Origin of the sequence: Pelosinus sp. IPA-1 (assembly GCF_030269905.1) — a bacterium.
In the GTDB taxonomy this organism is placed as follows: domain Bacteria; phylum Bacillota; class Negativicutes; order DSM-13327; family DSM-13327; genus Pelosinus.
Genome location: NZ_BSVC01000009.1, coordinates 244,222 through 257,485, shown reverse-complemented (window position 1 = coordinate 257,485; position 13,264 = coordinate 244,222). Strand labels below are relative to the sequence as shown.

Below are 13,264 nucleotides of genomic sequence, written 5' to 3'. Positions count from 1 at the left end.
TTCTCTGACGATATGGAGAATGCTGATAAACGAAGAGTGGCTATCCAGCAGATAAATGAGGTGCTAGGATGGCAAAAACTAATTATTCCAAGTGTCTTAATAGGCTGGATCATTGATATGGAAGTAGCCGCTATACGCAAAATGCAAAAGACTACTAATACGCCAAAATTACATGAGGAGGAATAATAACATGAAAATAACAATTAATGGTGGACATTACCCAGGGGAGGATAGTGGAGCAGTTGGTGAAACTGGTTTGCAAGAGGCAGTTGTGGCAAGGGACATTATGAAGCATGTAGCCTGCTTCCTTCGTGTAGTTGGGTATGATGTTTTAGAAGTACAGGAAAACGAACTATATCAAATCATCGATGCATCTAATTCCTTTGGTGCAGACTTATTCGTTTCAATTCATTGCAATGCTGCAGGAAATACTGAGGCTAAGGGTACTGAAACGTGGTACTGCAATGGATCGGTAGGCGGTGAGAAACTAGCAACATGTATCCAATCACAAATTATTAATACACTGGCTACAGTTGACCGTGGTATTAAAAATGCTACGCCACATGTCAACGGACTATATGTATTGAGCAATTCTGATGCAGTAGCGGTTCTAGTTGAGACAGCCTTTATTTCCAATGCTGAAGATGAGTCCTTGCTTGCAAACGAAAGTAAGCGTGATCAATTTGCTGCCGCTATTGCTAGGGGTGTAACTGATTACGTGGGAGGTATGTAGCATGATAAATTTAGAAACAGGAAAAACATTTATCTCAAACAACTGGAAATATCTATTGGGGTTAGCACTATTGCTGGCCCTATTTTATTTTGGGAATGCCGAATATAAAGAGTGGAAGCAGCAAATCATTGATCAAGCGCAGAAAGCCAATACACAAACCGTTGTCACGTTGCCCCCGCAAGTCATAAATACTAAAACCGAGACAATAAGGGAGGTAGCTGTGCAAGCACCAAGCCAAGAGGGAGCTATCCTGCAATTTGTAGAGAAACAAGGTAAAGTTATTGCTATCGTGAATGGTCAAGAGGTTGAAGTGCCTAACGTATCAGGACAGCCTGATGTTAAGATAGGTGAGAATGGTGAGCTTAGATTTTCTACATCTTCCACTACTAAAATAGATGTTACAGAAATGGCGAATGCTCAAGCGAGATTAATAGCTAATCAAGAACTAGAAAAACAATCAAAGATACACGCTAAAGAGTTAGACAAAGAAAAATCCTCTCGTAAGAAGGAACGTATCGAATGGATAATTGGCACTGTTGCAGGAGGATATTTGCTCACACGTTAAAGCTTATAGCATCTACCTTGTAAAAAATGATAATTTGTATAATTGTAATTTACTGCATCATTAAATTATGGTTTTTGTAACATATAATTTTAAAATATGCATTCTGTAGTTGAATTTATAGTTACTACGGAATGTGTATTAGTGAAAGCCGATATACAGGAAACACACATTTAAAATAAGCGTTCTTTGGCTATGTTGGCTTTAAATAAAATAAATGGAGGTAATAATTTATGTATGAAGTTGATCAATACACAGTATCGTTATTGCATTTTGAGGATGGTGTGAAAGATGAGTGCGGGAAGGTTTGGACAGTGAAGGGGGGAGCGGCAACAAGTACGGTGCAAAAAAAGAATGGGAGCAGTAGCTTATATGTTCCCAAAGCATCATCTTCTTATATTTCTACTCCAATCACAAATGATTTGCAATTTGGATCATCTGATTGGACCTTTGAGACGTATGCAATGTTTACATCAGCAGGTAGTATAGAATGGGTAATAAATTCTTATAAAGATGATGGCAATTACTTTGGTATTGTCTATGTGAGTGGGACATTGGAATTTCAAATTACAGTTAACGGCAAAACCTATCTAATGGGGGCTACTCCTAATCTTAAGTTAAATCAATGGTATCATTTGGCTTTTGTTCGTAAAGAAAGCACATTATATGGATTTGTTGATGGAACCTTGATAGGCACTCTGCCTTATACAGGAGCACTTCCTATGGGGAGGTCAGTAGTTATAGGTACTGGAGGATGGAGTAATACGGAGGCATATGATAAATGCTTTTTCGATGGCTATGTTGACGAATTCCGTATTTCAAACGTAGCTCGCTGGACATCGGATTTCACCCATCCAGTTGTTATTAATGCTCCAACCAACCTAATTGCAACCGCAGGTGATTCCCAGGTGACTCTTTCATGGGATGCAGTCGCTGATGCAATCAGTTATAACGTAAAACGTTCTACAACTGCAGGCGGTCCATATACAGTTATTGCTACTAATGTAAATGGTACGAATTACGTAGATAAAACAGTGACTAATGGCACTACCTATTACTATGTAGTTACTGCAGTTGATGCAAGTGGAAATGAAAGTACTAATTCAAATGAAGCATTTGCAACTCCGAAAGCTCCAAGTGGATATGGATTGTTACGGATTACTATGAGTGATTCTAGCGAACGAGAATATAAGTTGTCCACGTCTGAAATTGATGATTTTGTAAAATGGTTTAACCGTACGATTGGTACAGGAACAACAGGATATGTATTTAGTAAGGCTGAACAGAAGAGTAAAGAATATTTATCCTTTGAGAAGATCATCAGCTTTGAAGTGATACCACTAACTGCGTAGAGATGCTGCCTTGGTAAACACTAAGCACCGTCTTACCTTAATTGGTAGGGCGGGGCTTTTTATCTATTTAGAAGTAAGCTATTTTGCACGGATAAAGAATAGGAAATAAATTTGTATTCCGTAGTTGAATTTATAGTTACTACGGAATGTGTATTAGTGAAAGCCGACATAAAGGAAATACGCATTTTTAATAGAGTTCCTTGGCTATGTTGGCTTGAATTAAAAAATATAAATATTAAAATGGAGAGTGTTAATTATGTTTTTTACTAGAAATACTAGAGTAGATTTATCCAACGGAGGGAATACAATTAATGGTAATGATGGGCGTTATTGGGGTACTGCGTCGTTAGGGGATACTGAGTATACGACAGGGAAATTGAGCTTTTCATGCAAGCTGGATAAAGGTAATTCTGCTGTAATTGGTGTGGGTAGTAAGTCTTCTGACCTCACAGGATATTATCCGCTTAGTATGGTAGCAAATCAGAGGGGATTGGCAACAACGAAAGCATTTTCTAGCCCGGTAGTAGACACATCAATTGTAACAGGTGATATTATTACAACAGATATTGATTTTGATGCGGGAACTATGTGTTATAAAAAAAATGGCGTAGCCATTAGTGCTAGATTTGATGATCTAAACTCATTAGCCAAGCCACTGTATGTTCTTTGTCAAGTCGTCCCTGGTAGTGCACTTTCACTTTGTGACAATACAACAGCACCTGATCCACATGAATGGGCTCCTCAAAATTTAACTTTAAACCCAGGGGACTCCCAAATTTCACTTTCATGGACGGCAGGCGTTGGAGCAAAAGCTTACAACGTTAAACGTTCAACAACTGTAGGAGGTCCATATACAACTATTGCTACCAACGTAACTGGTACAACTTTTGTCGATAATACAGTGACTAACGGTACTACCTATTACTATGTAGTTACTGCATTAGATGGTAGCGGAAATGAAAGCGCTACTTCAAATGAGGCATCAGCAATGCCTATTGCAGCACCAGTAGAAAGTGGAATTTCATTATTACAAGTTACCATGAATAACTCGAATGAGCGAGAATATGAATTATCTACTGCTGAAATTGAAGGCTTTGTTAATTGGTTCAATAATTATACAAGTGCCGCTGCTAAGAGTTATATGCTAAATAAGACTGTTGGTAAAGAATATTTGGCATTTGATAAAATTATTAGCTTCGAGGTAATACCACTTACTAAGTAGTATTGCAGCCGTTCATCTTTAATTAAGGTGGACGGCTTTTATTCTATTTAGACCTATCTAAAATTCGATTCATACGTACGGATAAAGAATGAAAAAAATTGCATTTGGTAGTTGAATTTATTGTTATTACGGAATGTGTATTAGTGAAAGTCTATGTACAGGAAAAACACAGTTTTAACAAAGTTTCTTTGCTATGTCGGCTTTTAAAAAGTAAATGGTGGTAACTGGTGAGGCAGTTAAAAAAATAAAAATCTGCTACTTGATTTATAGGCGTTTAAATTTTATAATTATAACGAACGTGTGTTCTACTTGGGGAGTGTTGAATATGAGTAAAGTCTCGTGCAAATTACAGCTGAACATTACATAGATGGTAAGGTTAGACCACTAACTATCAAATGGGAAGACGGGCGGGTATTTCAAATTGATAGAATTTTAGATGGCGACAGGCACCAGCGTTGAAGGATGGCGGTCTAGGAATATGGTATACTTGCAGGATGCAACAAACAAGTCTATTTATTCGATGAAGAGAGAAAGTGGCTTATTGAGAAAAAATAATATTAACTGACAAGGGATAAATATACTAGTGACGAAATGATAATAATTATTATGGAATAGGGGTATTGAAAAATGCTAAATTATGAAGAATTAAAACAATTAACGAAAAAATACTTTACTGAGGCTAGTGAAGAACAGATCGAGACACTATTAGGGGATCTTACGAGAGAACTAGAAATTATGACCCATGCTAAAATTAGAGAGTTAGTTGATTTTGAGAGACGTAAGAAAATAAAAGAATAATAGGGATTTATTCCTATAGGGGGAATTAAAATGATTCATAATAAAATTAGAGTAGTTGCTTATGAACGGTTTAAAAACAACTATTACTATTTTGAGTTATCTCCTGGTTCAACTATCGAAGAAGCTCGTGATAAAGTTGTTGAATGGCAATCAAAGTATGGAGTCGCATATATTGAAACATATGAAAATGAAGAATGGGAAAAATACGAATAATGATTAAAACTTGCGTCTAGTATACGCAGTTGATAAGTATTTTTTTATAAAATAAACAACAGCGAGCGGGGGATTTAATATATCCTTTTTGCTTTTCCTCTTTTTCAATTAGTCTCAGAGCAACTTTCATTAAAATTCTCAAAAATAAACATGGAATGTAGTGATGCAATTAGATATAAAATGAAATCAGACAAGATTACTTGTCTGATTTTTATTGCTTTTCTAGTGAATTTAGATTTCAATTACTGGCATGGTTTCCTTTTTTATAAGTCGACACCTTTCTAAAATCGACGCGGATTATATGGGGAAAGAATCAAAAAAAATTGTATTTCGTAATTGTCCCTGCTATAGTCCGTATTCTACTTTTGTAAGGCTGCAAAGGTTTATTTAGGTAATAGTAAACCTATCAGAATAATAAAGAGAAACTACATAATTTTATAGTTACAAATCCTTAGAATATAATAGGTTTCTCTTATTGTAAAAAAAATATGTTCCTGGTAATGCATATAGAAATAAAATAGAGTTATCCACAATAATTCACAGTTTATAAACAGGGTTATCCACAAAATATAATGATCGTAAAATAAAATAAAGGGTTGTGCACATGTGACTTCTATAAAACGTCATTCGGGATGAGTAGGTCTGCAGGCTGAGTCTATAATCAGCTTCAGTGAAATCAAGGCTCTTGAGAATTATTTTTAAAAAAATTCGTGAAAAAAATATTAAAGTCTACACCTTTTAGGGGAGGAAATATTTCCTATGGTAGTATATCCTAAAAATATGACAAAAGGGAAAAGAGAAGAAAATAGGAGGGAATATGATTACTTTTGATAAAAGGATTATAAATAATATACTATTGGAAGAAGGCTATTCAGATGAAGGTGAGATAGACATGATATTCTATGACTTAAGTATCATCGATGAAAGATTACAAGGGGTACTTGATGCCTATCTAACTGATAGGACTATATTAGATGAGTTTAATGTGGAAGGTTTAACTATTAATATAATAATGGATAAATTTAGATGTGATTTTTGGAATGCATTAGGGTTTTTGAATACAAGCATTAGTAACCATAAATTGGCAAAGGACCTATATGATTTGTAGACAATAACTTAAAGAGTAAGCATATATAGCAAATTAGTAGTAATGTGAGCCCCGCAGAATGCGGGGTATTTTGCGGAATGAGAAAGTATATATACTTTCTTGATTCCAAGTAAGAACGACTAAGGCTTCTGCCTGCGTCCGTGGACTTGGCACAAGCCAAGTCTTTTCTTATTTTGTTTGGGCAGTTCGTGATTTTGTAGCATAATATGAAATATCTATAAATAAGGTACAGTGTTACAACTTATTATAAAATAATTTTTTATTGGTTGAATTATAAGCTGGATAAGAATGTAATCAACTATAAATGAGTTTATAAAGGGGGCGTGGTAAATGAAAATAACTGTTAATGGAGGGCATTATCCTGGACGGGATAGTGGTGCAGTTGGACCTACGGGTTTGCGAGAGTCAGATGTCAATTGTGATTTAATGTCAAGGGTTGCAAATTATCTTCGTGCTGTAGATTGCGATGTTTTAGAGGTACAAGAAAATACGCTGTCTCAAATTACAGATGCATCGAATCGATTTGGAGCCGATTTGTTTATTTCCATACACTGCAACGTAGCTGTTGATGCAAATGCAAAAGGTACGGAAACCTATTGCTATGAACTTGGTAGTGATAGCGAAAAACTTGCTGCTTGTATTCAACAACAGATAGTTAGCAGTATAGGGACGGTTGATCGTGGTGTGAAAAGCGGCAATTTTTATGTTTTGCGTATTACAAATTGTATTGCGGTTCTTATAGAAACAGCCTTTATTTCAAATAAGGATGAGGAAACATTACTTGCTGATGAGGCCAAGCGAGACCAATTAGCGGCGGCAATTGCGAGAGGCATTACCGACTACTTAAGTCTGGGAGAAACTCAAATTTGTAACTGAAGATATAATATCAAATACCGCTGTTCTATAACAGCGGTATTTGATATTAGTGGGGCTTTTAGCTAAAACTGTCATAGTTTGGTGATTGAGGGGAGGGCTTTTTCTTTTTTTTATCGAAATTTAAAAGAGCGTAAATTGTAAGGAGAGATCATTTGATCGTAGGGCGCAAGATTACCTTAGTATATAGATGCTTTTATCCGACTCATCCGCAATAATAGGGTGTGAAGTACCTTTACTTTTATCTGCGATTTAGGCTGATAAGGGAAAAAAGGATTGTATTATGTTTGATACTGTTTTTTTGGAGGAATTTAGTATAAAACGTGGAATAAATAATATAATTAATATGTGGACTAATTTACTTTTACAACATATCTATATTGAGTTTCAATTTTCTAAAATAAAGATTCACGAGTTAGCGAGAGGAGAGGTTTTTCATGAAAATAAAACGTGTTGATTCAACGATTAATACAAATAAGCTGCAAGAATCCAAAGAATTTTATATTCGTCATTTTGGCTTTCAACTTGTCTATGAAAGTGATTGGTACATAGAGCTAATTGCAAAGGATTTGCCGACAAATGGCATAAGTTTTACATTGCCTCAAAGAGAAGAGGGCGAATTTTTTAATGGTAAGGGTCTAATTCTTTCTTTTCAGGTAGATGATGTAGATGCTGAATACCATCGTTTAAAGGAAGAGGGAGTTAATATTTATCAAGAACTACAGAATAAGCATTGGGGAGAGAGAAGTTTTGTAGTTAACGATCCAAATGGGGTTCATCTGTATATTTACACACCAATTTCTCCAACGCCAGAGTATCAAAAGATTTATGACGCGTTTAAAAGCTGATAAAAAATTGCTTTATATAGTAGTTGAAAAGGCCATTCCTGTGGGAGTGGCTTTTTTTTTATTTTAGCAGAGCAATTAATAATAAGAGTTATTTAGTATTTATTAGAAAAAATGGCATCTTAAATAGGAAAAATAAAAAAAATGTCGAAGAATAAGGAAAGGAATGGACATAGATCCATCTTATGGATAAAAATAAGCATTAATGTTTAGGAAAATAACGATGAAAGAGTGGTGATTATTATGAATTTGATTGGATGGAATGCATTGCGTATTACAGTTACTTACATCATCATTGGAATTATGTGGATTTTATTTTCCGATAAAATAATAGAAAGGGTATTCTCCGATCCAGGAATAATAACGCTGCTTTCTATTTCTAAAGGTTGGTTTTTTGTTTTATGTACAGGATGGCTCTTGTATGGCATGGTAAAACAATCTCATAAAATATTAATGGAACAGAATGTTGCTCTTGAGAATTTAGGAGAAGAAAGATTAGCTTCTGAAGAGGAGTTGCGTCAGCAGCTAGACGAGCTATTAAACCGGGAGCAAGAAATTCAAAAACAAAATTTAGTATTGGGCTCTTTAAATGAAACTGCATTGGGGCTTATGAATCGACTTGATTCCAGCGAGTTAATCGAAGATATTGTAGAAAGCGCAGCCAAATTAGTTGGGACGCCTCACGGATATATTTGCCTAATTGATGCCCCCAAAGGAGTTTACAAAAGGCTTGTCGGTATTGGAAATTATAATCAAGATAAGGGAAGAACTGACCAGCTGATCGACGGACTTGTAGGTGAAGTGTATAGAACTGGGGAATTGATGATCGTAGATGACTATAGTACTTGGCACAAACGCTTGAAAGATTCCTACTTTGATCAAATGCATTGTACGGTACAAGTACCTTTTAAATCCGAAGGGAGAGTATTTGGTACATTAGGATTGTCTTATGCAGAACCTGAAAGAAAATTCACTGCCCGTGAGGTTGACTTACTCAATCGTTTTGCAGAATTATCCTCCATTGCATTGGATAATACAAACCTTTTGACAACATATAAAAACGAATTAAACGAAAGAAGATATGCAGAGAAGGCTCTAGAGATCTCCCAAGCCCATTATCACGCAATATTTGATACTGCGAATGATGGGATATTTGTACATGATGCTAAGACCTTTGAGATTATAGATAGCAACAGAAAAGCGCAAGAACTATATGGATTAACACATGAAGAGATTATTTCACGAGGTTTAGATGGACTGGGAAAACAGGAATCCCCCTACGGCAGAAAAGAAGCAAGAGAGTGGCTTAGTCAGGCAGCCCAGGGTAAACCACAGCTTTTTGAATGGGTAATTCAAAACAAGGCAGGAGAACGTATTTGGGTTGAAGTAAATTTGAAATATGCTAAAATTGGCGATGATGATCGTATATTGGCTGTAGTTCGTGATATTAGAGAAAGAAAAAAGAGAGAACTGGAAATTTATAAAATGCAAGCAAATAATCAGGCACTGATTGATGCAATGCCTGATGACATGTTTCTAATTAAACGCGATGGGACATTAGTTGAGTGTAAAATAAAAGGTCAATTACCCTATTATTTGATATCAGATAAGGTTTATAAAAGAGTGATTGAGGTGTTTCGTGAAGGGGTTTCCGAGCAGATAATGCTTGCAATTGAGCAAGCGATTATAAAAGAAACCTTTCAGATGTATGAATTTGAGGTAATAGTGGATCAAGGGCATTATCATTATGAAGCAAGAATTTTACCAAGTGGTAACGAAGAGGTACTGGTAGTTATCCGGGATGTAACGGATCGCAAGCAGATCGAGGAGAAACTTGCTTATATTAGTTTGCATGACGCAATGACAGGTTTATATAATCGTGCCTATTTTGAAGAAGAAATGAAACGCAGAGGGAATGCTCGAGAGATTCCTATAGGATTGATTATTTGTGATCTAGATGGCTTGAAATTGATTAATGATACCTTGGGGCATAGCATGGGTGATGAAGTTTTAAAAGCAGTTGCTCAAGTTCTAAAAAAGTCGTTTCGTCCAGATGATTTGATAGCCCGTATTGGTGGGGATGAATTTGCAATACTTCTTCCGACGAATTCCATATCTGCCCTTAAAGCCGCGTGCTCAAGAACGCGAACAATAATAGAAGAGTATAATGAAACAAGCCCTAAAGTACCAATTAGTTTATCTATGGGCTTCGCTGTAAGTAAAGAGATGCCGACGGATGTGGATGCGCTGTTTAAGGAAGCAGATAACTACATGTATAGAGAAAAGTTACATAGGCATAAAAGTACAAAGAGCGCGATTGTTCAGGCGTTGATGAGTGCTCTAGAAGCTCGAGATTTTATTATAGAAGGGCATGGCGATCGCCTGAAAAACTTGATTGTCGCTCTCGCAACGGCTATCGGTTTGCCGGAACAAAAGTTAGCAGATCTTCGTTTATTTGCACAATTTCACGATCTTGGCAAAGTTGGAATTCCAGATCACATTTTGTTTAAACCTAGTCGTTTAACTGTAGATGAAACAATTGTTATGCGGCAGCATGCTGAGATCGGTTATCGTATTGCCCGGTCGGCCCCTGATCTAGAGCCGATTGCGGAGTGGATACTTAAGCATCATGAATGGTGGGATGGTCAGGGATATCCCTTTGGTATCCAGGGAGATAATATTCCCATAGAATGCCGTATGCTATCAATTGTAGATGCCTATGATGCTATGACAAACGATCGTCCTTATCGTAAAGCGATGAAAGAGCACGAGGCATTAGCGGAGTTAAACGGATGCGCAGGAACCCAATTTGATCCTCATTTAGTGAATACATTTGTCAAATTACTGGAAAATAAATAGAAAATCAGATGTAGTTATTACAACTGCATCTGATTTTTTTTGGCTATTAGTAACTGGCTTCGCTTTGCTAAGAAATAACTTCAACTCTTGCAAGGAAAGAGAAGGTGATGGTATTTATTGAAGAATTCTCTCTAATTCTGTGGTTATTTTGTTTTACGGATTACAAATTCCCCAAAGGGAATTGATAGTATTACGTCAAATAAGGAATAGGTAAAATTTTACATATTTTAAATGCACAATAATTTAGTCATGAGGATAAACAGTAGTGCATAGGATAGGAAATGGGCTGCATGAATTTTTGTAGTGTGGTTAGAAAATGAATGGGGGATTTATTCTATGCGTAAAAAGGAATGTGTTGCCATGATATTGGCAGGGGGGCAGGGAAGTCGGCTAGGGAGTCTAACGCAGAAAATCGCAAAGCCCGCCGTGCCTTTCGGGGGTAAATATCGTATCATTGATTTTCCTTTAAGCAATTGCCATAATTCAGGGATTGATACGGTAGGAGTATTAACTCAATATCGTCCATTGGCTTTGCATAGTTACATTGGAATCGGCAGTTCATGGGATTTGGATCGTAGAGATGGAGGCGTTTATGTTTTGCCGCCTTATGCTCAAGAGGGAAGTGCCGAATGGTATAAGGGAACAGCAGATGCTATTTATCAAAACTTAAATTTTATTGATATGATGAATCCAAATTATGTACTGGTGTTGTCGGGTGACCATATTTACAATATGGATTATTCTCTTATGCTAGAACATCATAAAAAACAAAAAGCCGAGGTTACTATTTCTGTAATAGAAGTACCATGGCATGAGGTCTCCCGATTTGGCATTATGAATACGAATACAACAGGCAGGATAACCGAATTTGTAGAAAAGCCTAAAGAAGCTAAGAGTAACTTAGCATCCATGGGCATCTATATTTTTAATTGGCGTTTACTAAGAAAGAGCTTGGAGGAAGATCGAAAAAATGCTCTTTCTAGTCATGATTTTGGCAAAGATGTCATTCCTAAGCTGCTTGCAGATGGCCACCGCTTATATGCATATTATTTTAAGGGCTATTGGAAAGACGTAGGGACAGTGGAGAGCTTTTGGGAAGCAAATATGGATTTATTAGAAGATGATCCTCAACTAGATTTACATAATCCTAATTGGCGTGTTTACTCGGTCAATGCGACGAGACCACCTCATTATGTAGGGGTAACAGCCAGCTTAACTCGCTCCCTAGTTGGCGAGGGGTGCTCTATTTTAGGTGAAGTTGATCACTCTGTAATTTTCCCAGGGGCACATATTGGTAAAGGAGCCGTCGTTAAAGATTCAATTATTATGCCTTATGCAACGATTTGTGAGAATGCTCATGTATATCGAGGAATTATTGGTCGTAAGAGCCTGGTAGAAAGGGGCGCTGTAATTGGTGCAAAAGATCAATTGGAGATTACCGTGATTGAGGAAAATATCGTCATTCCAAGTAATGCGCAAGTTTTAGATAATAGTATGATAAGTACACAGAAACAGGTGGGATAAAATGCAAAATGTAATGGGTATTATTAATTTAAACGAAGGTCAGGATTTACTAAAAGAACTTACAAAGGGACGACCGTTAGCAGCCCTTCCTTTTGGTGGAAGGTATCGGCTCGTGGATTTTATGTTGTCTAACATGGTTAACTCAGGCATGCAGAATGTAGGAATTTTGGTACATGATAAATATCGGGCATTAATGGATCATCTAAGGTCTGGTAAGGATTGGGACTTAGCGAGAAAAAGGGATGGATTGTTTATTTTGCCCCCTAATCAGAATCCGTGTTCGCCTGGTGGCTGTCGGGGGAATATCGAAAACTTTTATAATAATTTAGATTATATTGAGAGTAGCAGGCAGGAATATATGTTAATTGCTGGCGGTCATATTGTTTGTAATCTGAATTACCGCAAAGTCTTTAAGTTTCATCAAGACACGGGAGCTGATATTACGGTACTGTATAAAGAAGATGATGTCGAAGAAGATATATCCCAATATGCTATCTTAGATTGTCAGCCTGATGGCCGTATCGTGGATATGGGGATTATATCTCAAAAGACCACTTCGCGAAAAGTATCCATGGAAATGTACATTATAAAGAAAAGCTTATTAGTAGAGCTGATTAAAGATTGCCATACTCGGGGTGGCTGGGATTTTGTAAAAGATGTTCTTATAAAAAATGTAAATCAATTAAAAATGTTTGGCTTTCCTTATAAAGGCTACATAGCTAGAATTGATTCCATAAAAAATTATTATCGGCATAACATGGAATTGTTGAAGCCAGAAAAGTGGGAAGAGTTATTTTTTAGATCAGGATTGGTGTATACAAAAGTGAAAGACGAGGCTCCTGTTAAGTATAAGGAGAATGCCAGGGCTTTCAATACAATGGTAGCCAATGGATGTATTATTGAAGGGCGGGTAGAAAACAGCATATTGTTTCGCGGAGTTAAAGTTCATAAAGGAGCATATATTAAAGATAGTATCATTATGCAAAAGTGTGAAATTGCTGAAAATGCCATTATTGAAAATGTGATATGTGATAAAAATGTTTGTATTACTAAGGGAAAGTGGCTCAAAGGAGAGACGAACTATCCTTTGGTCGTAGAGAAGGGCACTATCATATAAAATAGGAAAAACATTGCGAACAAAAGATAATCCTTCAGAATCGAGTCTTTCAGGAGGT

General features: G+C 36.5%; 12 protein-coding genes and 1 pseudogene. All 13 read left to right on the top strand.

Translation table 11 applies throughout. The features are described 5' to 3' along the window. A pseudogene (locus QSJ81_RS21370) lies at nt 1-186 on the top strand (hypothetical protein); the annotation flags it as partial. 4 nt (nt 187-190) lie between these two features. After that, complete coding sequence (locus tag QSJ81_RS21365) at nt 191-733, top strand: N-acetylmuramoyl-L-alanine amidase family protein (RefSeq protein ID WP_285719374.1); 543 nt, start codon at nt 191-193, stop codon at nt 731-733. Nucleotide 734: 1 nt separating this feature from the next. Then, on the top strand, nt 735-1,298 hold the full coding sequence (locus tag QSJ81_RS21360) for a hypothetical protein (protein ID WP_285719373.1): 564 nt from the start codon (nt 735-737) through the stop codon (nt 1,296-1,298). Between the two features lie 230 nt (nt 1,299-1,528). Continuing rightward, nucleotides 1,529-2,647, top strand: coding sequence for a LamG domain-containing protein (locus tag QSJ81_RS21355; protein ID WP_285719372.1), 1,119 nt, complete (start codon nt 1,529-1,531; stop codon nt 2,645-2,647). Nucleotides 2,648-2,903: 256 nt separating this feature from the next. After that, on the top strand, nt 2,904-3,869 hold the full coding sequence (locus QSJ81_RS21350) for a SaeA-related protein (protein ID WP_285719371.1): 966 nt from the start codon (nt 2,904-2,906) through the stop codon (nt 3,867-3,869). Nucleotides 3,870-4,496: 627 nt separating this feature from the next. Beyond that, nucleotides 4,497-4,667: a hypothetical protein gene (locus tag QSJ81_RS21345; protein WP_285719370.1), complete on the top strand. Its 171-nt coding sequence runs from the start codon at nt 4,497-4,499 to the stop codon at nt 4,665-4,667. Between the two features lie 30 nt (nt 4,668-4,697). Further along, nucleotides 4,698-4,880 carry a hypothetical protein gene (locus QSJ81_RS21340; protein WP_285719369.1) on the top strand — a complete coding sequence of 61 codons (183 nt, stop codon included), beginning with the start codon at nt 4,698-4,700 and terminating at the stop codon, nt 4,878-4,880. Nucleotides 4,881-5,697: 817 nt separating this feature from the next. After that, nucleotides 5,698-5,988: a hypothetical protein gene (locus QSJ81_RS21335; protein ID WP_285719368.1), complete on the top strand. Its 291-nt coding sequence runs from the start codon at nt 5,698-5,700 to the stop codon at nt 5,986-5,988. A 330-nt stretch (nt 5,989-6,318) separates the two neighbouring features. Next, nucleotides 6,319-6,864, top strand: a complete 546-nt coding sequence (locus QSJ81_RS21330; protein ID WP_285719367.1) for an N-acetylmuramoyl-L-alanine amidase family protein — start codon at nt 6,319-6,321, stop codon at nt 6,862-6,864. 434 nt (nt 6,865-7,298) lie between these two features. Beyond that, complete coding sequence (locus tag QSJ81_RS21325) at nt 7,299-7,709, top strand: VOC family protein (protein ID WP_038674191.1); 411 nt, start codon at nt 7,299-7,301, stop codon at nt 7,707-7,709. Nucleotides 7,710-7,949: 240 nt separating this feature from the next. Then, nucleotides 7,950-10,565 (top strand): diguanylate cyclase domain-containing protein, encoded by a 2,616-nt coding sequence (locus QSJ81_RS21320; RefSeq protein WP_285719366.1) that lies wholly within the window; start codon nt 7,950-7,952, stop codon nt 10,563-10,565. A 336-nt stretch (nt 10,566-10,901) separates the two neighbouring features. Beyond that, nucleotides 10,902-12,089, top strand: a complete 1,188-nt coding sequence (locus QSJ81_RS21315; RefSeq protein WP_285719365.1) for a glucose-1-phosphate adenylyltransferase — start codon at nt 10,902-10,904, stop codon at nt 12,087-12,089. Between the two features lies 1 nt (nt 12,090). Further along, complete coding sequence (glgD, locus tag QSJ81_RS21310) at nt 12,091-13,206, top strand: glucose-1-phosphate adenylyltransferase subunit GlgD (protein ID WP_285719364.1); 1,116 nt, start codon at nt 12,091-12,093, stop codon at nt 13,204-13,206. Nucleotides 13,207-13,264: the final 58 nt, after the last annotated feature.

Bases quoted from the DNA above. Each gene is read 5' to 3' on its own strand.
- QSJ81_RS21365 (WP_285719374.1), top strand. From the start codon at position 191: ATGAAAATAACAATTAATGGTGGACATTACCCAGGGGAGGATAGTGGA.
- QSJ81_RS21360 (WP_285719373.1), top strand. From the start codon at position 735: ATGATAAATTTAGAAACAGGAAAAACATTTATCTCAAACAACTGGAAA.
- QSJ81_RS21355 (WP_285719372.1), top strand. From the start codon at position 1,529: ATGTATGAAGTTGATCAATACACAGTATCGTTATTGCATTTTGAGGAT.
- QSJ81_RS21350 (WP_285719371.1), top strand. From the start codon at position 2,904: ATGTTTTTTACTAGAAATACTAGAGTAGATTTATCCAACGGAGGGAAT.
- QSJ81_RS21345 (WP_285719370.1), top strand. From the start codon at position 4,497: ATGCTAAATTATGAAGAATTAAAACAATTAACGAAAAAATACTTTACT.
- QSJ81_RS21340 (WP_285719369.1), top strand. From the start codon at position 4,698: ATGATTCATAATAAAATTAGAGTAGTTGCTTATGAACGGTTTAAAAAC.
- QSJ81_RS21335 (WP_285719368.1), top strand. From the start codon at position 5,698: ATGATTACTTTTGATAAAAGGATTATAAATAATATACTATTGGAAGAA.
- QSJ81_RS21330 (WP_285719367.1), top strand. From the start codon at position 6,319: ATGAAAATAACTGTTAATGGAGGGCATTATCCTGGACGGGATAGTGGT.
- QSJ81_RS21325 (WP_038674191.1), top strand. From the start codon at position 7,299: ATGAAAATAAAACGTGTTGATTCAACGATTAATACAAATAAGCTGCAA.
- QSJ81_RS21320 (WP_285719366.1), top strand. From the start codon at position 7,950: ATGAATTTGATTGGATGGAATGCATTGCGTATTACAGTTACTTACATC.
- QSJ81_RS21315 (WP_285719365.1), top strand. From the start codon at position 10,902: ATGCGTAAAAAGGAATGTGTTGCCATGATATTGGCAGGGGGGCAGGGA.
- glgD (WP_285719364.1), top strand. From the start codon at position 12,091: ATGCAAAATGTAATGGGTATTATTAATTTAAACGAAGGTCAGGATTTA.